The sequence below is a fragment of the Streptomyces lancefieldiae genome, assembly GCF_031845825.1.
In the GTDB taxonomy this organism is placed as follows: domain Bacteria; phylum Actinomycetota; class Actinomycetes; order Streptomycetales; family Streptomycetaceae; genus Streptomyces; species Streptomyces lancefieldiae.
Map to the genome: position 1 here is coordinate 37,421 of NZ_JAVRFH010000030.1, position 24,864 is coordinate 62,284.

Consider the following 24,864-nt stretch of genomic DNA (forward strand, 5'->3'; position numbering starts at 1 on the left):
CCACTGATCGTCCTACTCACTCCCGGAGTGCCACACGAATGTGGTCCGTGCCCGGGAGGTCGGACGACTCAAGCCGTCAGGCGCATCCCTTCCGACTCTTCTGGGGCAAGCCCCAGCGTGGTCTTCGGCGGCAACGCAGCACTCGGCACGGTCTGCGGCGTGAGGAAGCATGCCTCCACGTTGCCTACCCCAGGGGAACCCTGAAGCGACCATGCTCCGCTCCACGCGTCGCAGGCGACAATGACAGTAGCATGCGCCGATCAACTCACCATGAAAACAACCAGTCTGCCCCTGCCGGAGCACGCAGATCGGCTGATGTCGATCAACTCGCCCTCGCCTGTCGGTGCCCCTAAGTACAGTCCTCGGAGGGAAGTTAGGGAGGGGCCACGTGTCGTTCGACAGCGATCAGTACACACACATCATGGAGCGGCTCAAAGAGGCCGAGCTGGGGGATCTGGCGAGCCAACTGGACCAGGAAGTCCGACAGGGCCGGGCCGTCCCTGAGGAAAAGCTCAAGCAGGAGCAGCAGAGCCAGTACGAGGCACGTGCCAGCCGGCTGGCGGAAACGAAACTGCAACGCCTCGGAGAGTCCGACGTAGCGGTGATCCCGTACACGGGCGACGAGAGCATCGAACTCATCCGCGGCGCCCTCCTGACGCTCGCCGAGACCATGTACGCGTCACGCAAAGCCGCACTTGACACAGCTGTGGCTCACGAAATGCACCCGACCATCGAGTTCGGTGACCCGGACCTGGAAACTCCCTCCTACATCGACCTTGAGGAGGAAACAGTGCAGGCGCGTGTCGCGCTCGAACTGGTGCGGGAGTTGTTGTCCGAGGGGATCGACACGCAGGCGGAGGCCATCCGATGAGCAGGGGAAGTCTAATCCAGGCCATCGAGAAGGCGATCGGTGTCCTGCAACCCGTGTACCGCAACAGCGCAGACGAATCCGACCTCTACGAGGCATCGCTTCTGACTCTGTGCCTCGAAGCCGCGAGCGCGGCCGGCGGGACCACAATGCTCACGCAGGACGGCACGACTCCAGCCACCGCACTGCGCTTTCGCAGGCACCCGGGAAATCTGTGGTCAGGCACCTTCACTTACATCCTGGTCAGTTTCCCCGGCATTCAGAAGCAGCTGGAGATCCACCTGGGCGTGTACGTCGTCGCTGCCTCCTCGAAGGTCGCACACGAATGCGACGTCGCCGTCATCGATCACCGGGAAGCCGAGCGGAGCCGACAGGCCGGGGTACACCCACGGAGCGCCAAGCTCGTCGCAGCGATCGAAGCGAAGCACTACAGTTCCTCGCCTCCCCTTGGCATCGGCAGGGGGTTCCTCGGGCTGGCCCAGGAGATGGGTGCGAAGAAGTGCTCTCTCGTCTTCCCGTCGCAGAGTTCCACCAACCTGGGGGCCCTGATCGCTGGACGCCCAAGCGAGTCGTACCCCGAGCTGCTGCCGGGCACCGATGCGGCTAACCGGCTGCGCTCGCAGCTTGACCAGGCCATCCGAAACTGGAAGAACAAACGCTGATCCAGGGGCATGTCCCGAAGAACACGCTGACCAGCCAGAATGCCGTGCTCCGTGGTCTCAGTTCTGGTCTCATTCCCCTACGTCCGGGACCGTTCAGAGGACCGTCGACCTACGGCTCCGCCGCAGGCCAGAACGTTCCTGATCTTCCCCGAACCCCCATACGAACATTTGGAAAGCATGTTGGGGGCAACCTCTCGCCAGTTCGAATCTCGTATCCGCCCCATCGCCGACCTGGGCACACGCAAGCCCAGGCTGCTCAGCAGCCTGGGCTTGCGCGATCTTCCGTCTCAGTCGGGTGCGGGCATGAGGCGCTGGACGGGGCCGCCGCCCAGACGACCGAAGCCAGAGAAGGCCGCAGGATCGCTGTACTCGGCGAGATGCTCGAACTCGGCGACGAAGCAGTCGAGTCGCACCGCGAAGTCGGACGCTACGCCGCCGAAATCGGCGTCGACTTCGTCCTCGCCAAGCAACTCACCCTCGCTGCCAGTGCGGCGGGCGTTACCGAGATCAGCATGGTCCGCGACAACGAGACAGTGGCCGCCTACCTCGGCTCCATCCTTCGGCCGGGCGACGTCGTACTTCTGAAGGCGTCCCGCGGAGGGACTCTGGCAGATCGCACAGGCACTCACGGGACAACCCACACAACCAGGGAGTCGCCGTCCCCGGCATGCTGACTGTGCCGTCAGATCTCCTTAAACGTCCCTTTTATGCCGAGTTCTTCTAGGCGCTGCTGGATTTGTTCAGCCTCATCGGCCTGTATCACCAACTGGAGTGTTCCCTGCAGATAGCTGATTTGCCGTTCGTCCAGGGCCATGTAGAACGCCCGAAAGAGTGCGGCAAAACCGTCGGCGCTGTCACCGTTGGCCAGGAGGTTCTTGGTGAACGAGAAGGCGACCTGCCGGTCCCTAACCTGTTCCGTTTTCGGAGATTGGTCCGGACTCGGCCTGTCGGTCTCCCGCTGCCGGGGCACGCTTGGTGTGTCGACCCCTGAGCTGCCAGGCTTGCGCGGTGAGCCATTGTCGACGGTGTCGTCGGCGCTCACGAAGCATGGACCTTCGTGAGCCGGCTGGTCGCAGTCGGCGCACGTCTTGGGTTGTGGCTTGGCGAGGCGCAGGCCCGTGCTCGCGAGGTTGACCTGCCCTGGTGCTGTGACCTCCACCTCAGTGCCCGCTCCGTCGACGACGCTCAGCAGGCCCTGGCTGACAGCATCGTAGATCGCCTGCTGAAGGTCGCGGTCACCGCCGTACAGCAGCGGCAATCGTGGGGCGCTGTAGAAGGCGGCTCGGATGTCGGAGAGGGTCTTGCCGTAGTCGTGGTCGCGAAGGTTGTGCAGGAGAGCCTTGGCGCTGAACTGGCCAGTGTCGAAAACCTTGTCCCGAGCAGCGAGGCCCTTCCAGACGAGCATGCCGTCGAGGGCGGTGATGTTGTCCTTGTCGAACGTGAGCTGGTCGAGGTACCGCTCCCCGTCCGGATCGGGCTGGGCGAGGTAGGCGACATGCTGGTACGCCCGCTTGAGTGCCCTCTCCAACTGAGTCTTGGCCTCGGCGAGCTCCTTGGCGCCGATGGTCTTGAGCTCGTCGTCGTTCTGAATCTCGGGAGCCTGTAGAGCCTTCTGCCTCGCTAGATACTCCACCGCCAGGTTGCGTGCCAGGGCTCGCTGCTGGGTGTTCACCACGGCGTATACCGCACTGCTGGCCCACTGGACGGGGAGCTGCTGGGCACCTTGCCCGAGCCCCATGGCGACGGTGAGAGCCTCAAGGGTCGGCTTCTCCATGCCGTTGCGCAGGCTGTACTGCGCGGGGTCCAGCACGATGAGCCGGGTGGTGTAGGCGGTGTCCAAGCCTGCAGTGGCAAGGACGTCGGCAGGACTGCGTTGCGGGTCCGCCGAGACGAACTGCACTTCGCGGAAGGGGCCGTTGCTGGCCAGTCGCTTCGAGATGGCGGCGATGACCTGATCACGCTCGGCTTCGGTGATGGTGCGCCGGATGTTCTTGACCAGCATGCGGTGAGTGAGCCGGGTGGAGAGGAAGTAACGGGCCGGCTTGTTGTTGCCCTGGCCGGGAGTGATGTCGAGAGCGCTCATCCCTCGGTTGGGGTTGACCAGCTCATCGACGACGCCGTCGGCGTCGGTGACGGTGTACGTGGTCTCCGGCACGCTGGTGGCCGCCTTGACCTCAGGAGCACTGGCTCCGCGGCCCCGCCCCGGGCGCAGGGTGCCGACAACACTCGCCAGAAAGATAAAGGTGGCCGCACGTTCAGCCGCGCGTGGGTTGTTCGGGGCCCAAGTGCTGGATGGCCGTTCAAGGTCCTGGCGGCGCGCTGCGCCCGACGAGCCGTCGTGGTTGATAACTTCGATCTCGGCCAGGCTCCGGTAGTTCGCGATGGTGCGGTCGTCTTCCACCAGGCCGCTGCCCAGGAGCGCCTCCCGGACGGTGCTGTCCGACAGTGGCAGGTCTCCGGGCCCTATGAGTGCCGGCACCCACTCACCTGCCTTGCCGCGCTGCTGCAGGGCATAGACCGTGGCGGCGAAGATGCGGATCGTGGACCGGACTCGCTGGAAGCCGGCGACCTTGCTCCACTCTTCCTGCGCCAGGCTCATCAGCATGGGGTGGAACGGGTAGCAAGCTGCCATCTGCGTGGGCCAGTTGCGACGCCACCCGGCTCCGATCGGGTCCCAGACCTGCTTGCTCCAGGTCTTGTCCGTCAGCACGTCCTCGTAGAGCGCGGCAGTCGCGGCGAGCACCTCACCGGCGGGTTCGGCGTCGAACAGCCGGCGGCGGAGGATGTCGGCGAAGTCACCCACGCCTGTCACGGTGGTCGGCAGGCCGTTGCGGTCGAGCTGACTGTTCAGGTCGTCGCGGCGGGCCTGAGCGGCGGGCGAGAGCGCAGTCTTGTCGATGTCGGAGGCGATCATCACGACCAGCATCGAGACGTGGGGGACATCGTTGACGGCATCGAGCAGTGCCCGCAGGAACGCCATGTCCTGGGCTGCCAGGTCGGTCTGGTTCGCGCCATCGAGCCCGTTGCCGATGTAGTCGAGCACCTCGTCGATGATGATCAGAACGGGTCGGTTCACCGCGCTGATGGCCTCAGCGATCTTGTGCTTGTCGCTCCAGAACCGCCGGTAGCGCTCGAAGAGGGTGTAGTCCTTGGAGAACAGACGCCACAGGAAACGCTCATAGAGGTTGACCGCAGGCCCGTCGAGCTCCTGTACCCCGGCCCCCGGGGTCATGTTGTCGCAGGGCAGCACGACGACATGCGGACGTCCGAGGTCGCCGGTAAGAGGGTGGCCGATCCTGGCCCTCGCGCGCTCGGTCACCTTCTGACCGAGCTCGGTTCGCAGTAGCGCCCCTGGGTTGGCGGCCAGATGGTAGGCGCCGATGCACGCGTGCGACTTACCACCGCCCATGCCCTGGTCGAGTCGAGTGACTGCTCGGGCTTTCAAGTAGTCGTTGCCACCACCGATGCGGACTGCAATTTCGCTGAGCAGGTCGATGAGTCGCTCGGTCGGATGCGTGATGTCACCGTAGTAGTCGGCGTCGGCATAGGGCGGCCGGTCCGCTCCCGTGGCGTGAACGGCCCGGAACAGCGACATCTGTACGTCATCGATTTGCCCGGAGGCACTGCGGATCTCTTGGCGGAGCTTGAGCGCCTTCCACCACGGCGTCACGCTGGTCGTCATGGCTGCTCTCCTGGGCTGGTGAATACGAGGATCACGGAGGTGGGGGTGGGGTTGGTCGTCATCACATGAGCCGCAACTGGACGTCGTCGGTCAGTTGGGGCTGGCCCTTTTCGTAGTCGCTCGCAGCAACGGCCTCAGCGGCACTGACCACGCCGGGCCGGTTGCGCAACACGCGGGTGAAGCGGACGGAGTCTGGGTCGTTGTCGGGAAGCCGGTCTGCGAGGAACTGGACGGCGGCCCACAGGAAGGTGTCGTCGGCCGCGTGCTCTGCAGCCGCCAGTACCTGCCCCATGGCCTGTAGGCCCTCCTCCGAGGCAGCTGCGAGCGCGAGGGCAATGTCGATCACGGTCGAATCTCCGTCGATCTTGCCCTTGTAGTCCCGGGAGGCGATGAACCGCACACCCTTGTCGGCATCAGGAACCAGGTCGCGTATCGCCGCCAGGTCGAGCGAGGAAGCCAGAGCCTGCCAGCGCAGTTCGGACTTCGCCCTGATCTGGCGGTTGTAGAGCGTGATCCACCACAACGCGAACCGCGTTCGAGCGTCAAAGGTCTCCAGCGGCTGGTGGTTGATCTCGACGGCCATGGCCTCCTGGACTGCAGCTCGCGCCAGCGGAAGAAACGTGTAGATGTCGACGGGTTCGCCCTTGGCGTCGAGGATCTCGCTGTAACGGCCGACGACCTCCATGGCGGGTCCGGCAGCGGCCATCAGCATGTCCGCCGGCGCCAAGCCCCACCGCTCCCAGTCCGGGTAACGCCGTTTGATCTCGGCCTTGATCTCGGCCTCGACCGCGCCCTTTCGCCCGGGGGATCGTCCGGGCGCCATGGGGCGGCACGACATGGTCAGGGTGGTCTCGATGTTCGCCTTGCCCTGGTGGTTGCTCGCCTCGGTGTTCGCGGGCCAGGAGCCCGTCATCACCAGGCCAGCCTTCTCGATGGCCGTGAGCAGGCGCTGCCAGACCTCCGGGTCTCCGGAGCCGAACACGATAGTCACCAGTCCGTCGTCGCGGACCACGCGACGCATCTCACTGAATGCCTCGGCGATCTTCGTGTCGTAATGCTCGCGAGTTCGGTGCTCGTTGGGTGCCTCCCCCCGGACCCGCTTGACGATGATCTCTTCCGACTTCTCCTGGCAGCCGTGTTCGTCGGAAGTGATGACGAGTTCGGGCCAAGTGTTGTGCAGGGCTCGCTTCAGCCATGCGTAGATCAGATCGGAGGAGTCGGCGTACGCGAGCATCTCGTCGTACGGCGGGTCGGTGACCACAGCAGTGATGCACGCGTCCCGCAGATTCATCGAGGTAGCCGACCCCCGAGTCACGCTGACCGACGTCCCCTGGATATCAGCCATCAGATTCGAAAGCGTCGACATGCTGCTCTTGCACAGAGACGCCCAAGAGCCCGGCCCAGTGCCGATTCCCACTTCGAAGAAGTCCTGAGAGAAGGTAATTGACCCTTGATTGGCGTATATGTCATGGACACCTGCGCGACTGATGTCGATCGTGCACCCGCGGGTAGCGCGTCGAAGCTTCCGCGCAACGACTGACCCGGCGTATCCGCTCAGCGCCCGTGCGTAGTCAGCGCTCACCCCCGCCTTGTACATGAGTTCGTCGGCCACCTCAGCAATGGTCTGGGTGAGCATGACGAAGGCCAGGGTCTGCCGATCACACATGAAGTCGCCGTAGGTGCGCGCCCCGTAGATGGACGGCCCGATGATGTTGTTGTTGCCCGGTGCGATCCGTTCGTCGGGTACTGCACTCAGAAAGGGGCTCGGGTCGGACAGCTCACGTAGTGCGGCCAGCGTTGCGGCGACAGCCTCGAGCTCCGCCTCGGTGGGCTCCCGATACTCCTTGCCGAAGTCGTCCGAGTGGTCGGCCACCACTAGGAGCATGTCCGTGGCACGCCTCTCGTCGGTGAGTCTGCGATGCACATCGAGTGGGTGTACATGACTGCAGAACGGACAGATCGCCGACTTCCCCGGTAGCGTCCGACCCTCAGCCGTACGAGCGCGTGTCAGCGTTGGGGTACGCCTTGGAGGTCCCTCGTGCACCACCGGTGCGCAGGTACCAGCAGCCGGGTCGGCTTCGATGTAGAACGACTGGCCGGGATCATTGACAGGCGGGGCGCCCTTGCGGCCACGTTTTTGACTCGGCCGTCGCAGCTCGTACGAGCCGACCAGAGGGAACCGGTTGCCGCACTCCTGGCACGGTATGGCGATGGCCCACAGGTACCCCCACGGTCGTTTGCCGTTGACCTCGGGGTAGTAGTCCGCCATGGCTGCCGTCCACCGGCGTCCCACCTCATCGAGAGTGGCGCGAACGTCAATAAGCAGCCGCGGCCGGTCGTCGTAGAGAGCGTCGCTCTCCTCGGCGAACGGCAGGCTCGGCTCCTGAGACCAGTCCCGGAAGGGGAAGTCGGTGAGGAGCGAGCTGGCCAGCACCGCGACCGGGCTGTAGTCGACACCGTGGGCTTCAAGCCCAAGCCGCCCCGCCTCGAGAGGGATCATTCCGCGCCCACTGAACGGGTCCAGGACCGATGCGCCCTCAGGGTTCGCCTTGAGGATCTCGTCGTGGAGTATCTGCCAGGCGGCGTAGCGCCCGGACATGGCAGTGTGCACCAGCTCCTGAAGCCGCTGTTGCTCGGCCTGATCCTCTGGCCAGGGCAGCAGCGAGCAGAGGACCGCTGCCTTGGCCTGTGCGACAGGACGCTTTGCGAACCACGGAAACAGCCCGATCTCGGTCGCACCGCTTCCCCACCCCGCTGAACTGTTCACCGAAACCTCGGCACAGGGGAACCAGCGTTCGATCATGCGGGTCATGCGTTGCTCCCGGGGGCGTTCTTGAGACTGCTGCCCGGGACGCGGAACACCGCGTTCCCGGTCATGACGTTCGCGAAGAGGGTGGCGGGGTCCTGATAGGCGCCGAAGAATCGGCCCTTGCCGTCGGCACACTGGTCGATGACGTACAGCCAGTACTCCTTGCGGTGCTGGGTAGCGATGAGGACTTCGTTGCCGGTCATCCGGATGCCGTCGCTGGCCGCGCTGCCGAGCACGCCCTTGACCTCGACGTGGCGGACCTGGCTGTGCCGGCGGGCCTCCAGGTCGTAACCGCGGCCCTCGGTATGGACATCGGCCACTGTCCAGCCGTCATCCTCAAGGAGTTGCTGCACGCGTCGCATGGAGATCAGTTCGGCGTCGATCTCGGCCTGAACGCTGATGTCGGCAGTGGCCAAGACCCGGATCCGACCCACCTGCTTCGGTTCGGTCAGCTGCACGTCTGCGAGCCGCTCGAGCTCTTCGAGGCGCTGAGCGGTCTGGGCCTGAAGCCGGTGCCTCAGCTCCAGCCGGGCAGCGCGATCATCGATGCGGTCGGTGAGGCTCAGTGGCAGGTTGGTCAGGTCACGGCGGGCTTGAGCGAACCAGTCGGCGCGCACCTTCCGGTGCTCTGCGACGGTCGCGGCAGCCACTCGGCGGGCAGCTGTGAGCGCGTGTCCTTCCCTGGCCGGATGCGGTGCACTGCCGTTCTGGTCGGTGGGCACGAGGTTGGCCAGGGACTCCCACCTCACCGGGCGGGCGGTGCCGCTGTCGTCAACCTTGATCAAGGTGGCCCATACGCTGGCGCGCTTGCCGTTGCTCTCGGTCATCGTGGCCTCGTACGCGTACAGGTCGTACGGGGTGAGGCTGGTGGGATCTGCCGCGGCGCCGGACTGGTAGAGGTCCTCGGCCAGGGTGTACTCGGCTATGTCAATCAGGTCGCTGAAGCCGGGCTCACCGGGGCCGAGGGTGACGGTGTCGCCGACATCGATGCTCTCCGAGGCTTCGCGCACCACGTCCCCGCTGGTGGCGACGTGAACCTCGTTCCCTCCGCCCAACGTGGCCGGAAATCTTGCCTTGCCGCTCCGGGAGAGCCGCCGGAACCCGGGCCCGGCCGCGGTGGGCGTGGACTTCAGCACACCGGCCGCTGCGAGCCGGTCTAGGTATGCCTCGACAATGGCAGGGTTGATGCGTGCGAACAGGTCACGCTGGAGCAGCGTCAGCGCGGCCACTGCGTCCACCTGGCTGGCGAGGCGTCGCTCGTTGTCCCGTACCTTCCGGGCCGCCCGGATGAGTTCCCGGGCCTGGACTGCCTGGACGGCGTCGATGGCCTGCTGTTTCTTCAGCTCGTCGTTGCCGTAGAGGTCCGACAGCCACTTGTCGTAGTCAACGCCGGTCATTTCGGCGACCACCGACAGGCTATCGAACATCTGGCCGCGCAGTTCGTTCGCGGCCGTGACGAAGTTGTCCAGGAGGCGCAGCAAGGTCACGCCTTCCCGGGTGTCGGTGGCGACCAGGTTGTAGAGGTAGACGTCGCGCTGCTGACCCACACGGTGGATGCGGCCCATCCGCTGTTCGAGGCGGACCAAGGACCACGGGATGTCGTAGTTCACGAGCACGTGCGCGGCCTGCAGGTCGATGCCCTCGTTGCCGGCATCGGTGGTGACGATGATCTGGAACTCGCCGCGCATGAATGCCTTGCGCGCCTCGTCACGTTCGGTCTTGCTCTGGCGGCCGGAGTAGAGCTGGGCGCTGTATCCCTGGTCCTGGAGCTGCCGGGCGATCCACTCGGCAGAGTCGGCATACTCGGTGAAGACCACGGCCTGATCACCGCTTCCGGGGTGAATCCCGTGGGGTGCCAGGCAGTCGTCGGTGAGCCGCTTCCACTTAGACGGCTGCCAGCGGGAGTCGTTGAGCGTTGCCTCGATCTGCTGCACGAGGCTGTTGATCGCAGTTCGCTCCGCCCGCGTAGAGGCCGAGACCGTATGGATCACCTTGGCCTCGTCGACCTCGGCCTCGTCACCGTGGTCCTCACGGTCGGCGATGAGCGCCGCCTCAGCCTCGCTCATCGCCCCCATGTGTTCATGCCGCCGGCGCAACGTCTGGGCCAGAGCGTAGAGGCTGGAGGCTGCTCGCTTGCCGTAGACCATGCGGGCAAGCGGCTGCGCCACCGGAGGGAAGAACCGGTCGACCATTTCCAGGGCGGCCTTGTAGAAGCCGTACTCGGTCTGCGACAGCGGGACGCTGTGGTTGTGCGCCGTGCGGCCCTTGAACAACCGGGTCGTGCCGTCGTAGTCGACCAAGTCCTCCTTCATCCGCCGCAAGAAGTGGATGGGGCCAGGGCGCAGGGCACTGAGCTCGACGTTAGGGTCGCTGCCCGGATCCGGGTAGATCTCCGGGTCGACCAGGTGCAGCAGGTGCCGGAAGAGCCACTCCTTGCCTCGGTGGGGCGTTGCCGTCATCAGCAACGCCCGCGGTGTGTTCTTGGCCAGCAGCCGTCCGACCTGGTGGAATCCGGCGGCAGTCGGAGTCAGCCGGTGCGCCTCGTCGAAGACGACCAAATCCCAGCCAGCTTTGTCCGGACGGATGGCGTCCTGTACCGCGGGATTCACCGCTGCTAACTCAAGCGACACCACCCACAGGTCGTTGGAGTTCAAGGCGTCCTCACGCACCGTGGCTGAGGTTAACTGGCGCAGACCGCCCCCCAGCAGCCGCTGGAAGTCGTCCACCCACTTCGTGGCGAGGTTCGCCGGGCACACGATGATCGCCCGCTTGATCAGGCCGAGCCTCTGCATCTCACGCAGGTACAGACCGGCCATGATCGTTTTTCCGGTACCCGGCTCGTCGGCTAGGAGGAAACGCAGCAGGGGCTGGGGAAGCATCGCTCCGTAGACGGCCGTCGTCTGGTGCGCGTACGGCTTCAGCGGTGTGGCTGCCATCGCGCTGGACTCGGCGTTGGTCGCCGCGGCGTTCATCCACTGTGTCCACATGGCCGCCAGCACACGTGCGGAGTCAGCCTTCCCGTCGCTGACGAGAGGCCGCACGGTCTCCGTGTCTCCAGCTGCCAGATTCACTTCGTGACGACGGTCTTCGTCGTCGACCAGGATGAGGTCCCATGACCCCGGTTGATCTCCGGGCAGGGCGAACCTGACCGTGGCGAACTCCGGTACGCCAGCGGCCTGGACCCTTACTCTCTGACCACGCTCAAACGTGCCTGGGGCCTGCATGCTTATGCGTCAGCCTCAAGACTCGCCGGAACCCAGCCGAGACTGGCCAGGAGCCAACCCACCGCACGTGGATAAGCCATGCCCTGGTCCCTCCCCCTCGGCCAGCCGCGGTTCCCCCACCTGCGACTTACTAATGGGATGTCAAATTACTGTATCCCGCTGCTAATTCCAATATGAAGAGCACGAAGGGAGTGCAGGGGCCGCCGCCGGTTCAGATCGATGAACCTCGCCGGACCTGGCCAAGCGGCTCAGCGGCGCCCGCAAGGACTGGACGAGCCTCCTCCACACCCTGCTGGGTGCCTCCCATCCGGACGGTGGACGACGTACGGCGATGTGACGACCGTTATAGGCAGCCGCGCCGTTCCGGTCGGCACCCGCTTGGCAACCTTCAGCCGATGCTGCAACACCTGGCGGGTCCTCACCGCTACGGAGGGTGCCGGCTTCCGATGGACCGACCCGACACGCACGGACATACCCGTGGATGTCCTGGTGGCCGAAGGCGTCCGATTCGAGGGCGAGGCCGCCGTTCGGGAAGCTCGCCTGCCGCTGAGAGCACTCCGGGCCTACTCGACTGCTGACCGCTTCCTTCGAACATGGCCCCGGAGTGGATCTGGAGGAAAACCAGCCCCTCTGGCCAGCACTCGGATCGGTGCAGGGAGAATGGAGGCCGGCGGCGGTATTCACGGGGTGACAACGGCATGGACTCTTTCGAGTTGGGGCGGTTGACGGACCATGACTTCGAGGTGGTCTGCCGTGACCTGTTCAGCGATGTCCTCGGTATCCCTCTGGAGATCTTTCCCCGCGGCCGGGACCGAGGCATCGACCTGCGGCACACCGGCCCCTCGGGGACGACCGTTGTACAGTGCAAGCACTGGCCGCGCGCGACCCAGGCGACCCTGATCAGGCGTCTGATCAAGGATGAACTGCCCAAGGTCCGCGCGCTGGCACCCGACCGTTACATCGTCGCCACGACGGTCGGTCTGACCGTCGACGGCAAAGAAGAGCTCTGCGGTGCCTTCGCCCCGTACGTGCGCGACACCGGCGACCTGTACGGCGTGGATGAGATCGTCGCCGAGCTGCTGCGTCGTCCGGAACTGGTCCGTCGGCACTTCCGGCTCTGGCTGAGCAGCACCTCCGTCCTTCAGACCGTGCTGAACCAGGACCGGTACCTGCGCTCGTCGTGGCTTCAGAAGCGGCTACCGGGCATCGCCGACACCTTCGTCCCGCACGAGGGCTTCGAGCGAGCTAAGCAGCTTCTGGACACCCAGCAGGTCTGTGTCATCGCTGGCATCCCCGGGGTGGGCAAGACGACGGTGGCGCTGATGCTCGCGGCCTGGCTGATGGGCAACAACTACGAGGTCCACGAGATCTCCCAGGACGTCGACGAGATCGGCACCCTTTGGCGCGACGGCACGCGGCAAGTGTTCCTGTACGACGACTTCCTGGGAAGTACGACCCTTGATACGCCGTTGAACAAGAACGAGGACAATCGCCTGCTGTCAGTGATCCGGGAGATCCAGGAGACGCCCGGCAAGGCGCTGGTGATGACGACCCGTGACTACCTGCTGGAGCACGCCCGTCTTCGGCACGACCGGCTGGCGGAGCCGGACGTGTCGGACGCGGTCAGTGTGATCCGGCTGACCGACCTGGATCTGCAGGTACGGGGCCAGATCCTCTATAACCACGTCCACCACTCTTCCCTGCCACCGAATGACAAGCGCCGGTTCGCCGATCCGGCGGTCTGGCGTCCGGTGGCCCAGCACAGGAACTTCAATCCGCGTCTGGTCGAGGAGACTCTCCGGTTGTCTGCGCGCCGGGGTCAGGACGTCGGCGCAGCGATGTTGGAGAACCTGGACAATCCACGCCGCGTCTGGGAGCGCATCGTGGAGAACGAGCTGTCGGACGAGGCCGTACACATGCTGGAGGTGCTGTTCACCTTCCGGTCCGCACCGTTGGAGGACCTTGAGGAGTCCTGGCACTGGTACCGCAAGGAGATGGACCAAGCGGCGGACGGCCGGACGTTCCGCAGGGCCCTGCAGCTGTTGGACGGCACGATGATCACTATCGAACAGGGACGGGTCGCGTTCCACAACCCATCGATCGAGGACTACGTTCGCTTTCACCTCAACGCTGGCCGAGCCCATTTCCTGGAGCTGATCAGGGCCATCGTCCGGGGAGAACAGTTGCGCCGACTGGTCAAGGCGGCACGCATGGCCGACGGTGCAGGGATACTGGCCAGACTCAGGGAGCACGAGCTGGCCGTGACCGCTGCCGCCCATCAGATGGAAGACGACCTGGAGATGGGGCTGTTTGATGAGGACGAGAGCCTGTCAACCCATCTGGAGTGGGCCCTAGGGGCGGCCGAGTTGCTGGACTCGGCATCACTGGCCGCGTACGTGACCAAGGAAACGCTCCCCTCGTTTACGCACTTTTCGTCCATCTCCGACTTGGTGAGCTTGGCCAACTCGCTGAGCGCAAGCCCGCTGGTGCCGCAGGAACACGCGGAGCGGTTCGTCGAAGAACTGACCGACCGGATCCAAGCCGAACTGCTGGAGAGCGCCGAAGTCGGCGACTGGTACCGGTCCAGCACTCTGTACGACCAGCTGCAGTCGATACCGTCGGCGTCGGACCGTGAGCCAGTGACCCCAGTCCTTGTGCGGTGCGCCTTGCAGGAGCTGCGCCGATTGGCCGCCGAGCCGGAACAGGAACCGCATGCCGCGAACCTGGAACTGATGACAGAGCTGTTGGACTTCCTCTGGGAGCAGGAAGCCGAGGATGAGCTGCCGGAGGAGTTCGCCGTCGTACAGGACCGCGCCGAGCGTGTGAGAACAGCTCGGGATGCCGAGCGAAACGAGAGGCTCCTGCAGTATCAGGCCCAGCGGGAACCGGCCGAGCGTTCCGATAAAGCACGTGATCGCGCGCTGGTCACGGAGCTGATGCGCAAGCTCGAGGACAGGCCCTGACATCATTCCCGCTGGGAGCCATCTGGGAGCCATCTGGGAGCCAACCCACGCCCCAAGCCCCTTCCAGACCACCCGACACCACCGCACTGCAATGCCCTGACCAGGCAAAACAGCAAACGGACCGGTGATGATCATGCCCGAACCTCATTCGGGACGAAGAGGTCGTGGGTTCAAATCCCGCCACCCCGACAGTGAAGTACCAGGTCAGGGGCCTGATCCGCTTAGCGGGTCGGGCCCCTGAGTGGTTCCGGGGTTATTTCGGGAGCCGCTTGGGAGTCGACTGCGGAATGTGGCTACCTGACGACCGCTCTTCGAAATCTGGAGCCGGCCGGCACACGCCGCCCGACGGTCGGCTACTCCCATCGTCGAGCTCAGCGGGCGGTGCCACGGCACAGTCGCGGCCGCTGCCAGTCGACATGCGGCAAGGCGGTGACCCGCAGATACAGTGCCAGGGGGTCGATGACCACCACGTGCGGTCGGTGCCGGTGCCGGTGCCGGTAGGTGATGCGTACCCTATGGCCCCTGCTGTCGGGGTGGGTTGCAGGAAATGTGCGCAGACGGCCTCACCGCCCCGCACCACTCCCTTGAATGACGACCTGCGGCGCGTCCGGATGACCACGCAGGTCGCTTCGTGGCCGCGCGCCCGTCCACCGGCGGCATCAGGATGCCCGGCAGACGACATCGGGGCGGGTGCGGTCGGCGAGCGCATCGACCGGGTGACCGTCGCCGGCCTCCGCGGCGATCCGAACATCCTCGGCGTAACCCGTCATCAGCGGGAGCTCGGCTCTCACCAGCGGTCGTCGTCGACGAGGAGCACGCTGATCGCGGTCATGGACCCTGCGAAACCACGGCCTCGTCCATTGGGGGGCCGCCGAGTCGGTCAACCGCGCAGGACCACGCCGTGCCGGGTGCGCAGCCGGTGGATCTCCCACCAGGCCACCGCCGTCACCGAGGCCGGGCCGCCGAGCAGGGCAAGCAGCTGGATCGCCGGCGGTCCGGGCGGAGGCCCGCCCGCGACCAGGCCGATGGCCGCGAACTCCCAGACGAGCACGCCGGTGAGCAGGGCGGGCAGGGCCGCGTGCACCTCCGCGGTGTTGAAGGCGCTGCGGACGGCGGGCCCGGAGGCGAACACCACGAACAGCAGTACCCAGAGCATCGGGACGAACGTGCCGAAGTAGAGGAGGGGCATCAGGAAGACCTGCGCCGCGCCGACGGACGCACCCTCCATGAACCGAGCGGTCGTCCAGCCGCCCGCCAGGGCGAGCACCGGTACCAGGCTGAACGCGCCGAAGTACCACAGCGCCGACCGCCCGGCGGCGCGCAGGCGGTGCCGCATGACCCCGCGCGCATCCGGCGGGGCCCAGCGCAGCAGCACCGCCACCACCACGGGCGCGCTGAGCAGCAGCAGCCACGGCGTGACCATCAGCCGCGTCCAGTACTGCTGCTGGGCCTGGGCCATGTCCTCCGGCGTGCCGTAGGCGATCAGGATGAGGAAGGACATGACGGCGGCGGTCCAGCCACGTGCCTTCTGCACCCGCGCCACCTCCGGGTCCTCGACACGGCGGTGACCGCGCGCGGGGAAGATCCGCCGCGCACGGCTGCGGGCCGAGCGGGCCAGCGGGTAGCCCACCAGCAGGGGCAGGGTCATTCCCCACAGGCACGGCATCAGCAGCAGTGCCCACACGCAGCCGTGGACGCGCTGTCGCCCGCCCCGCAGCACCTCACCGAGGGTCGGCCACTCGTCCTCGCGCAGCCGCCGCCACAGGGAGGTGTGCGGTGGACGCGGGCCGTACGGGTACGGGCCGTACGGGCTGGGCTGCGGCGGGACGTACGGAACCTGCGGAGGAGTCCCCGGGGGTGTCACGTACGGGTTGCCGCTCGGCGTCGGCGCCGACGGCGGCTGGTAGGGGTTGCCGTGCGGTGCCCCCGGTGGCTGGTACAGGTTGTGGCCCCCGAAACTCACGCTGCTGTCCTTTCCCGAGCTGTTGGTGTTGCTCCGGAGAAGTCAACTGCTCTGTGGCGCACTGGACATGGGAATGCGACCAGAAGCCCGGCATCCGCCCTGGATCCGCCCCGCGCGTGCCCGGCGAACCCTGGCAGGATCTCCGCATGCGGACCGTGTACGCCCTGTTCGTGGGCATCGACGACTATCCTGGGGCACCGCTGCGCGGGTGCGTGAACGACGTGCGGGATGCAGAGGCATGGCTGCGGCGGCAGGGCCATGTCGCTTCCGACATCCGGCGGTTGCACGACGGTGACGCCACCCTGGCCGCCGTGAGAGCCGGGATCGAGCGGCATCTCGGCCGCAGTGGGCCGGGGGACACCGCGCTGCTGTGGTTCAGCGGCCATGGCAGCGAGGAGCCCACCGACGCGCCGTGGGAGGGCACCGGTTGGTCGCAGGCCCTGGTGTGCCACGACAGTCTCGACGACGGTCGCCCGCCGCTGTGGGACACCGAACTCGGTGCGCTGCTGGACGGTATCGCCGCGCGCGGGGCGCATGTGGTGGCCGTGCTCGACTGCTGCCACTCGGGCGGCGCCACCCGGGACGGTGCCGCTGTGCGTGCCGTGTCCTGGCGCCCCTGGTGGTCCTCGCGGGCGACGCTCGGGGCACGGGACGGCGGGGGTCAGGGGCCGCTGCCGCGCCGGCACACCCTGCTCGCCGCCTGTCGGCCGCAGGAGCGCGCCCACGAGGACGTCCTCGACGGGCAGGTCCGCGGCTACTTCAGTCACGCCCTGCTGGAGGCGCTCGGCAAGCTGGGTTCCTCGGCCACGTACGGCGGCCTGCACGCGCTCGTCGAGGAACGGGTGCGCCGGCTCAGCTCGGTGCAGCACCCCGAGCTGCGCGGCGGCGAGGACCGGCTTTTCCTGTCCGCCGACCCGGTGCCGGGCTCCCCCTTCCTGCTGCGGCACACGGTGGCGGGCTGGGAGGTCAACTGCGGCCAGGCACACGGCCTGCGCGCGGCGGGAGCGGAGTTCACGCTGCTCGACGGCGGCGGCGCACCGAGGGTGGTCGTCGTCCGGGAGGTCCGGGCGGAGTCGGCTCTGGTGGATCCGGTGGGCTGGTCTCCGGGACCCGCCGACCTGGACGCGGTGTTCGGGGTGACACCGTCGGCGCTGGCCTTCCCCCCGGCCGCCGTGACGCTCGCGGGCGACCCCGGCGTCGTACGCCTGGTCGAGGCGGCCGTCGCCGGTGCGCCCATGCTGTCGACGGCCGCGGCCGGGACGGCCGTCCCGTCGGCCGGCACGGGCAGCGTGCCACTGCGGGTGGACGCGGGCCCGGGCTGGGCGCAGGTGTCGGGCGGGGCCGGCCGGGACCTGCCGCCGCTGCCGGTGCGGTCGCCCGCCGACGCGGACCGCGTCACCGACTGCCTGACGCACCTCGCACGCTGGCAGCATCTGCGCGACCTCGTCAATCCGGATCCCTGGCTGTCGTCGCTCGTGCGGATCACGGTGGAGCCGACGGGGGTGGGCACCGTGCGGCACTCTGCCGAGGGGGAGGTCGTCTGCTCCTACACCGCCGATCACCGGCCGCCGCAGGTGATGGTGGGCATCCACAACGACTCCGACCGTCCCCTGTGGTGCGTCCTGCTCGACCTGACCGACAGCTACGCCTCCTCCGCGAGCCTGTACGACGGCGACTTCGTCGGCGCGGGGCGTACCGGCTGGGCCCGCCGCGGCGAGCCCGTGTGGCTGTACCTGCCGCCGGGGCGCACGGTCGTGCCGGGGGCGTTCACCCAAGACTGGCTGAAGGTGATCGTGGCGGAGACCGAGCTCAACACCGCGCCGTTCGTCCTGGATCCGTGGTCCCCCGTCGCGCCCTCGGGCGCGCGGACCGGCGGCGCGCAGGGGGCCGCCGCGGACGGGCTGCTGCGGCTGACCGCGCCGCCGGGCGGCCGGGACGCGGGCGGCCCCGCGCACGGCCCGGGCCGCTGGGGTACGGCCCAGGTACGGGTTCGGACCGAGGTGCCCTGAGCCGGCCCTGGGGGCCGGCTCACCAGCCGAGGTGGGTGAACCCGGCCCAGGCCGTCAGGTCGTCGCCGCGGATCCGGCCGACGCGTGCCCTGAGGTGGGCGGGCATGCCGGGCGGCGGGGTACGCAGGTCGTCGAGCATCCACAACTGGGCGCTGCGCAGCGCCCGCCCCGGCGGCAGCCCGTCGCGGTGCATGAAGTGGTGGGTCATGTACATCAGCAGCGAGGTCGCCTCGTCGGGCACCGGCCACAACGACCCGATGACCGAACGTGCGCCGGCGACGAGGAACGCCGTGGACAGGCTGTACGCCTCGTCGTAGCCGTGTCCGGACACATTGGTCCGGCAGGCGGCGAGGACCACCAGGTTCAGGTGGCGATAGCGGGCCACCCCCTCGGTCAGCACTTCGGCGGCCAGGTTGCCGCCGGACAGGGCGAGATGGGCGCTGTGCCGCTCGCCCTGGCGTACCACGCCGTGGCAGGCGAGGTGAAGCAGACCGCCGCGCTGCCGGCCCAGCCAGTCGGTGACGGCGGCAGGGGTGGCGGTGCCGGGGCCGAGCAGTTCGCCGTCGGGGTGGAAGGTGCGGTGAATCGCCTCGGCCTCCTCGCCGGCGTGGTGGAGGTCGCGGGTGGGGTTGCCGATGACGAGCGCCTGCCGGGTCGCGGCGGCGGGCCGTGCGGCCACCTCGCACAGCAGCCGGGCGGACGGCAGATAGGAGATGTCGGCGAGCTGACAGGCACGGCGCCCGTTGGGCAGGCGTGCCGCGTGCCACGGCACGGCCCCCAGTGCGGCCATGGGGACCATGATGACGGACGGGGCGCGTCCGTACCCGCGGGGAAGCTCGCCGAGCAGCTTCTCCATCACCGCCTCGCCCGCCCAGTCGCACAGGCGCTCCAGCGCGGCGCGGCTGTCGTCCGGGCGGGCCGTCGAGCCGGAGGGAGTGTCCGGCAGGGGCGGTCCGCCGGCGTCGCGGCCGGGGGTGCCGACGGCCCGGTAGGCGGCCAACGGGCCCGCGGACACGGTGAGCCGGGGCAGCTCTACGACGCGGGTGGCGCCGTCGGCGGTGACGACGAGGGCTCTGCCGGGCTCGGGCCGCCGTCCGAAGAAGACCTGGTCCTTCAGGCCGGGCTGTTCCTCAGCGGCGGGCACCAGGTAGACCAGCGCCGTGGCCCCCAGGGTGCGCAGAGCGCCGGCGATCTCCTCGGTCGACGGGGCGTCCAGCAGCCGCCGGCGCAGCGGGGAGGCGGCCAGCGCCCGCAGTACCCGGCGGCGCAGCCGGCTGTTGGGTCCGCTGTGCGGCGGCGGGGCGCCGACCGCCGGGTTGCCCTCCGGCCCGGGGGCTGCCACGACGCCTGCCCGGCGCCACTCGTGAGCGAGGTCGTCCTGCCCGAGCGCGGCCAGCATGTCGGGCACGGTGGCGGCCACGGTCGCCGCGTGCAGGGTGAGTCCGCGTCCGGCGTCCAGGGCGCGGACGGCGTCCGTGTGGGCTCCGTCGGCCAGGCACCAGCGGGCCACGGAGACGGCCTCCTGACCGGCGCGCCGGGCGGTCTCGGCGGCGTGCACCGTACCGGACTGCAGCAGGACCGTCCAGGCCGCCGCCTTGAGGGACTCCAGGCCGATGCGCCGGGCCTCGTCGTGGTGGGGCCGCTTCGCCGACGGGTCGTACAGGTGCGCGGCGTCGCCGCGGAACCGGTGGGCGTCGGCGAGGATCGACCCGGTCCATCCCCAGCTCGGGTGCTCCGGCCCGGCGGCCAGCCGCCAGGTGTGCCGGAGCCAGGAGATGCCCTGGTCCAGGTGGTGGAGCCGGCGCGGGTGCGGGGCGACGGACATCACGCCGAGGCTGCAGTGGCTCGTGCCGAGGGTGAAGGCGGAGCGGATCCAGCGCACGTCGTCGGGGTCGTCGAGCAGGTCCAGGGCGTCCTCCAGCATGCGCTGGGCGTCCAGGGCGCCCTGATAGTCCCTGGCCATCATGGCCTGGCCGGCGCGGGTGTTGCCCAGGGCGCTCAGCCGGTCGATCTGGGCGTCGCGAGGCAGGGCCGCGATCTGCCGCCGCACCTCCTCCGGCGAGGCGGGCGCGGGGTGCGCGTCCGCGCTCGGCATGCGTCCGGTGCGGCGGGCGCGGAGAAGCTCCAGCGCTGTTCTGGCGTTGGCGAGATGGGCCTGGAGGCCCAGGGCGTCCATGTGGCCGGGCGGGAACCGGTCCAGCACCGACTCCAGCACGCGGATCTGCTCGGCCAGCGCGTCCTCGTCCTCGCGGCGCGCGGCCTGGTGGATACGGAACATGGCGAGCTGGCCCGCCGCGGCCACGCGCTGCTCGTCGCTGAAGAGGGACGAGTCGGACAACCGGGCCAGGTCCTCGACGGCCGAGTCGAAGTCGTCCTCCCCTCCGGTGAGCTGGGCGAGATGGGCACGCAGCCCGGCGTGGTGGTACTCGAGGGCCTCGCGCTGCGGGCTGCCGGGAGGGAGCAGGACACGCGCCTTCTCCAGCCGGGCGATCTCGTCCTCCATCTGGGCCGGGTCGTCCATGTGCTGCAGCCCGGACGAGGCGCCCATGGTGGCGATCACGCCCTGCCAGTTGTCCTCGGCGGGCCCGAACTCCGCTGCTTCGCGTCGCAGTTCCTCCTCCCTCTGCGGGTCGGAGATGGTCTGGTCGAACCGCAGCATCGGCAGCATGGCGAGGATGTGGCCCGCCCGCAGCCCCGACATCACGGTGCCCCTCGGCAGCTCCCGCCAGTCCGTGTACAGGCGGTCGAAGGCCTCACGGCCCGTCGCACAGCCCAGGCGGTCGAGGACGAGCGTGGTCAGCCGGCTCAGGTCCCGGGAGTCGACCGTGCCCCCGCCGGCCGCCTCCTTCAGCTCGTACATCAGCGCATGCAGGTCGTAGGGCGGGTACGCCACGTCAGAACTCCCTTGCGGGCATGCGGGGCGCGGTCCGCGCCAGGTACGGCGTGAGCACGCCGTTGAGCCAGCGCTCGCCCTCCTCGGTACCGAAGTCGACGGGCGGGGCGCCGGTGGGTTCCAGCGCCGGTGCCCGGCCCCGGTCGTCGAAGAGAACGGCAACCCGGTCGGCGGGGTCACGCTTGGAGGGCCAGACGAAGCCCTGCGCCCAGGGCTTGGTACGAGTGCGGATCCAGTGGCCCCAGTCGCGGGTCTGCGGGTAGTCGGCGCCCTCGGCGTGGATGAGCCAGGGGTCCTGTGCGAGCGCCGCCAGGTCGGACGCGGACATCAAGGAGACGACCTCCGTGTCGTCGGCCAGCCGAAGGAAGGACAGGCTGCGCCGCTCGAACGCCTTCCGGGGCAGCAGTCGCGGGCTGCCATCACGGGGGAAGGACAGCGAGCGCAGCAGCACCTCGCACACGGCGGCGCCGGGGCTGAACCCGACGTACAGGTAGCCGTAGCAGTCGTACGGGGTGCTGTCGAAGCGGCCGCCGAAGTAGAAGGCATGCGACGGGCGGCAGTTGTACGCGGCCGGATCGCGGTGGGTGGTGTGGACCCGGTACAGGGGGGTGCCGGCGCGCAGCACGACGCGGGCCGGCTCGCCGGGAAGGGTGTCGGGGGGCGGATACTTGGGCATCGGCTACTCCCCCGTGTCCGTGCTCACCAGAGCGTCTGCGGCGCCGCACAGTTCGGCGTCGCGGCCCTGTCCGAGGAGGGAGGCCGGGGTGCTCTGCCACCAGGTGCTGTCGGACAGCCACCAGTCCGCCGCGCCCCACGGGTCGAGGTCGGCGCGCAGTACGGAGTTGACGTCGAGGACGACCTGCCAGGGCATGGTCCCGGCCTCGAACTGGAACAGCGGGACGCGTCTGCGGCCATCGTCGCCGGAGAGCACGATCAGCAGCGGGTCGCCGCCCTCGTGCCAGGGCGCCGCCGGTTCGGACAGCAGGCGTTCGCGTACGGGGCCGTAGACCGGGCCGACCATCGGGTTGCTGTCGAGGACGAGCATGCACAGGTCCTGTACGCCGTACCCCTGGTGCAGGACCGCCGAGGGCGGTCCGGAGAACCGCGCCTGGGCTCCGTCCTCCCGCAGTGCGGCGGCAGCGTCGGGCGGCAGGGCGTCGAGCAGGATCTGTGCCGCGCGGTCAGCGGCCGCGTCCCGGTCGCCGCCGTCCGTGCGCAGCTCGGCCAGCCGCTGTCCGAGCAGCCGTGTCGCGGCGGGGTCGAGCAGACTCCGGTACCTGCTCCACTGCGCCGCGCACGCGGCCAGCACCTTGAAGGGGTTCACACGCACCTGTGCCCTGTCTCCTCGTGGTCGGGTAACTCGTCGCCCGCCCGGTGCAGTCGGCGCGCGCGGAGCACGTCGGTGACCAGGTCGGCGAGCGACGGCCTGCGGACGACCAGGTGGACGTCCCGGTCCGGGGCGCTGTCGGCCGCGAGGGCGGCCCACAGCGCGCTGATGCTGGTCTGCGGCGGCAGGCCGCCACGGCCCGCGCCGAGCAGAGGGAAGCAGACCGACCGCAGTGGCGGTCCGAAGCCGTCCCGTTCCTCGTCCATCAGGGCGAGCGCGCGGGCGGCGGCAGCGGTGACGTCCTGCGGGGTGACGTCGTAGTCGTTCGTGCCGGACCGGGGGACGGCGACGGCTGCGTGGTAGATGCGGCGAACTCCTCCCGCCGCGAGTGCACCTGGACCGGTCGGTGCCACGGTCCCGGGCAGGACGGGACGGCCGCGCATGCCGTTGGCGGCACGCCAGTCAAGCAGTTCATCGTGGACGGGGTCGGCGATCACGTCGCCGGTGGCGTCGCGCAGGGCACCCGCGCGACGCAGCGCCGCGGGCACGGACGCCTTGTACATCTCGGGCAGGCTCAGGTGGGTGTTGAGCGGCGAGACGATCACGTCGACGTCACGCAGGAGTTCGACGGGGTGCACGTGCAGGGTCAGCGACACAGGGCCCACGCTCAGCGCACGGTGCTGCAAGTACGGTGCGAGCAGGGGAACGGGCAAGGCGTCGGTACCGCCAACGCGCGTCCCGGCGATCCAGCAGATCTGCTCGGCGATCTGCCCGAGGACCATCTCCTCATGGCTCTTTCGGAAGCGCTCGACACTGACGCTGTAGACCTTGGCGGCGAGCCGGCGGCGGTCCGCCGCCGGCCGGTCGCGCATCCCGGGGGCCAGCCCGAGCGTGAGTCCGGCCGCTTCCTGCAGGTCTCCCCCACCCAGGCCGGACAGCGCCGTGCGCAGGAGGTTCTCGACCTCGACCGGCCAGGCGTCGGTGACGGCCGCGGAGCGCGCGGCAGCCGCCTGGCGCAGCAGGGGGAGGGAGAGGTCGCGGATCCGGACCAGTCCTTCCGCCCGGATCATCTTCACCTCCCGAAGGACCGAGGCGACATCGAAGGGCACGGCACCGGACGACATGCAGCCATCGTCGCGGGCAGCCGACCTGAGCCGCAAGTGCCGTCGTACGCAGCATCGTTCACGCTACTGGACGACGGCCCCGGCGGGCCGGGCGCCGGCTGGTCGTCATCCGGTCGGGGCGAGGTCGCCGGCCGGCCGCGGACCCGCGGACGTGGCGTGCCTTGCCGGAAGCACTGGCGTGCGTCCGGCTCACTCCAGGGCAGCCACGCCCGTGGCGAAACCCGCCGGGTCCTCCTGGAGGTCGTACACCAGTCGGCCGCCGGTTGGAGTGCCCCGTTCGGTGAGGTCGAGCCGGCCCTGGCAGGGGGCGAGGGCGGACGTGACCTCACGATCAGGCAGCCGGTGATCTCCCGTTTTCGTCCAGGCCGTACCGCCTCTCGCTCTCCGTCGCACCGAGCCTCGTACGGCTCCGACCGCCGCTGTTCGATCGGCAGACGCGGTGCGTATGCGCGAAGGCCATGAATGAAGAGGTCTCCCCTGTTACGGGGTGGTGACAACCCGTTCATCGATCAAGGTCAATCGAGCGGCACGCTTGTCGTATCGCCCGCTGCCAGGGGCCGGACCGGACGCCGGGACGGAAGGCAGCTCGGGCCGTATCTCTCGTTCGCACCACTCACGCTCGTGTCATCCCTGGGGGGATCCATGTCCGTTGCGTTCTCGCGTCACCGCGTCGTCCTGCGTGCCGCCGTCGCCACCGCCGCACTGGCCGGCGCGCTGTTCACTCCCGCCGTCGCCTTCGCCGTCGGCCAGGGCAGCACCACCGCGTCGCCGGAGTGCACGGTGACGAAGACGATCGGCTCGGTCTTCATCGACTGGACCGTGGACCTGACCAACAGCCCCGACGGACCGACGGCTGTCCTCAAGGACGAAACCGGCAAGGCACAGGCGACCGTCGACCGCGCCCACCCCGAAGACCTCGCCAACGGCCTCAAGATCCAGAACGCCGACACCGCCACGCCCCTGTTCCTCGACCGCTCCCAGGGCGACCCTGCCCCCTGGCGCACCACCCCCTTCCCCGCCCTCCCCGACGGCTGCACCACCACGGACGACGACACGAACACCCCGCGGCCCGCGGGCGCCGGCATCACCCAGACCAGGGTCGTCCCGGCGGGCGGGGTGGCGGCGGGGGCCGAGAGCACCGAGGGGACGGACACCGTCCTGCTGGCGGGCGGCGCCACGCTGACCGCGGCCGGCCTGGCCGGTCTGGGCTTCGTGGTGCGCCGCCGTCGCGGCACCGGCGCGGGTGTCTGACACCTTCGTCGTCCCCGCGTACCGGGCGGGCCACCGGTGATCCCGGCGGCCCGCCCTACGCGTCCCCCGAAAACCTTCGAGGAAGCAGC

General features: G+C 68.7%; 15 protein-coding genes. 6 read left to right on the plus strand and 9 right to left on the minus strand.

From position 1 onward, the window contains the following. The first annotated feature begins 388 nt into the window (after positions 1-388). The 3 genes from RM812_RS25825 (at position 389) to RM812_RS25835 (ending at position 2,204) form a co-directional block, all read left to right on the plus strand. The gene (locus RM812_RS25825) at positions 389-871 is read left to right on the plus strand and encodes a hypothetical protein (RefSeq protein WP_311576518.1); all 483 of its coding nucleotides are present in this window, start codon (positions 389-391) and stop codon (positions 869-871) included. Next, complete coding sequence (locus tag RM812_RS25830; protein ID WP_311576521.1) at positions 868-1,530, plus strand: hypothetical protein; 663 nt, start codon at positions 868-870, stop codon at positions 1,528-1,530. Before RM812_RS25825 ends, RM812_RS25830 begins: the two co-directional genes overlap by 4 nt. Before the next feature lie 377 nt (positions 1,531-1,907). Beyond that, positions 1,908-2,204, plus strand: a complete 297-nt coding sequence (locus RM812_RS25835; protein ID WP_311576524.1) for a UDP-N-acetylmuramoylalanyl-D-glutamate--2,6-diaminopimelate ligase — start codon at positions 1,908-1,910, stop codon at positions 2,202-2,204. A gap of 8 nt (positions 2,205-2,212) precedes the next feature. Here RM812_RS25835 and RM812_RS25840 read toward each other — a convergent pair whose 3' ends face one another. The 3 genes from RM812_RS25840 to RM812_RS25850 form a co-directional block, all read right to left on the minus strand. Then, complete coding sequence (locus RM812_RS25840) at positions 2,213-5,212, minus strand: DUF499 domain-containing protein (RefSeq protein ID WP_311576527.1); 3,000 nt, start codon at positions 5,210-5,212, stop codon at positions 2,213-2,215. A 61-nt stretch (positions 5,213-5,273) separates the two neighbouring features. After that, positions 5,274-8,024 carry a DUF1156 domain-containing protein gene (locus RM812_RS25845; protein ID WP_311576530.1) on the minus strand — a complete coding sequence of 917 codons (2,751 nt, stop codon included), beginning with the start codon at positions 8,022-8,024 and terminating at the stop codon, positions 5,274-5,276. After that, the gene (locus RM812_RS25850) at positions 8,021-10,993 is read right to left on the minus strand and encodes a helicase-related protein (protein WP_311576533.1); all 2,973 of its coding nucleotides are present in this window, start codon (positions 10,991-10,993) and stop codon (positions 8,021-8,023) included. Before RM812_RS25850 ends, RM812_RS25845 begins: the two co-directional genes overlap by 4 nt. A gap of 950 nt (positions 10,994-11,943) precedes the next feature. On the opposite strand from RM812_RS25850, the gene RM812_RS25855 reads away from it, so the two are divergent. Further along, positions 11,944-14,208, plus strand: a complete 2,265-nt coding sequence (locus RM812_RS25855; RefSeq protein ID WP_311576537.1) for an nSTAND3 domain-containing NTPase — start codon at positions 11,944-11,946, stop codon at positions 14,206-14,208. Between the two features lie 659 nt (positions 14,209-14,867). Here the strand turns inward: RM812_RS25855 and RM812_RS25860 are convergent. Next, positions 14,868-14,999 carry a hypothetical protein gene (locus tag RM812_RS25860; protein ID WP_394816517.1) on the minus strand — a complete coding sequence of 44 codons (132 nt, stop codon included), beginning with the start codon at positions 14,997-14,999 and terminating at the stop codon, positions 14,868-14,870. Between the two features lie 89 nt (positions 15,000-15,088). Then, complete coding sequence (locus RM812_RS25865) at positions 15,089-16,171, minus strand: hypothetical protein (RefSeq protein ID WP_311576540.1); 1,083 nt, start codon at positions 16,169-16,171, stop codon at positions 15,089-15,091. A gap of 146 nt (positions 16,172-16,317) precedes the next feature. On the opposite strand from RM812_RS25865, the gene RM812_RS25870 reads away from it, so the two are divergent. Further along, positions 16,318-18,180 (plus strand): caspase family protein, encoded by a 1,863-nt coding sequence (locus RM812_RS25870; protein ID WP_311576543.1) that lies wholly within the window; start codon positions 16,318-16,320, stop codon positions 18,178-18,180. A gap of 19 nt (positions 18,181-18,199) precedes the next feature. On the opposite strand, the gene RM812_RS25875 is transcribed toward RM812_RS25870, so the two are convergent. The 4 genes from RM812_RS25875 to RM812_RS25890 are packed head-to-tail and all read right to left on the minus strand — an operon-like array spanning position 18,200 to position 23,524. After that, the gene (locus RM812_RS25875; RefSeq protein WP_311576546.1) at positions 18,200-21,073 is read right to left on the minus strand and encodes a CHAT domain-containing protein; all 2,874 of its coding nucleotides are present in this window, start codon (positions 21,071-21,073) and stop codon (positions 18,200-18,202) included. 1 nt (position 21,074) lies between these two features. Next, positions 21,075-21,749, minus strand: a complete 675-nt coding sequence (locus tag RM812_RS25880) for an RES family NAD+ phosphorylase (protein WP_311576548.1) — start codon at positions 21,747-21,749, stop codon at positions 21,075-21,077. 3 nt (positions 21,750-21,752) lie between these two features. Further along, a complete protein-coding gene (locus tag RM812_RS25885; protein WP_311576551.1) occupies positions 21,753-22,403 on the minus strand; it encodes a hypothetical protein in 651 nt (216 codons plus the stop codon). Then, a complete protein-coding gene (locus RM812_RS25890; protein ID WP_311576554.1) occupies positions 22,394-23,524 on the minus strand; it encodes a macro domain-containing protein in 1,131 nt (376 codons plus the stop codon). Before RM812_RS25890 ends, RM812_RS25885 begins: the two co-directional genes overlap by 10 nt. 642 nt (positions 23,525-24,166) lie before the next feature. On the opposite strand from RM812_RS25890, the gene RM812_RS25895 reads away from it, so the two are divergent. Next, the gene (locus tag RM812_RS25895; RefSeq protein WP_311576557.1) at positions 24,167-24,775 is read left to right on the plus strand and encodes a hypothetical protein; all 609 of its coding nucleotides are present in this window, start codon (positions 24,167-24,169) and stop codon (positions 24,773-24,775) included. Positions 24,776-24,864: the final 89 nt, after the last annotated feature.

Bases quoted from the DNA above. Each gene is read 5' to 3' on its own strand.
- RM812_RS25830 (WP_311576521.1), top strand. From the start codon at position 868: ATGAGCAGGGGAAGTCTAATCCAGGCCATCGAGAAGGCGATCGGTGTC.
- RM812_RS25835 (WP_311576524.1), top strand. From the start codon at position 1,908: ATGCTCGAACTCGGCGACGAAGCAGTCGAGTCGCACCGCGAAGTCGGA.
- RM812_RS25840 (WP_311576527.1), bottom strand. From the start codon at position 5,212: ATGACGACCAGCGTGACGCCGTGGTGGAAGGCGCTCAAGCTCCGCCAA.
- RM812_RS25845 (WP_311576530.1), bottom strand. From the start codon at position 8,024: ATGACCCGCATGATCGAACGCTGGTTCCCCTGTGCCGAGGTTTCGGTG.
- RM812_RS25850 (WP_311576533.1), bottom strand. From the start codon at position 10,993: ATGAACGCCGCGGCGACCAACGCCGAGTCCAGCGCGATGGCAGCCACA.
- RM812_RS25855 (WP_311576537.1), top strand. From the start codon at position 11,944: ATGGACTCTTTCGAGTTGGGGCGGTTGACGGACCATGACTTCGAGGTG.
- RM812_RS25870 (WP_311576543.1), top strand. From the start codon at position 16,318: ATGCGGACCGTGTACGCCCTGTTCGTGGGCATCGACGACTATCCTGGG.
- RM812_RS25880 (WP_311576548.1), bottom strand. From the start codon at position 21,749: ATGCCCAAGTATCCGCCCCCCGACACCCTTCCCGGCGAGCCGGCCCGC.
- RM812_RS25890 (WP_311576554.1), bottom strand. From the start codon at position 23,524: ATGTCGTCCGGTGCCGTGCCCTTCGATGTCGCCTCGGTCCTTCGGGAG.
- RM812_RS25895 (WP_311576557.1), top strand. From the start codon at position 24,167: ATGTCCGTTGCGTTCTCGCGTCACCGCGTCGTCCTGCGTGCCGCCGTC.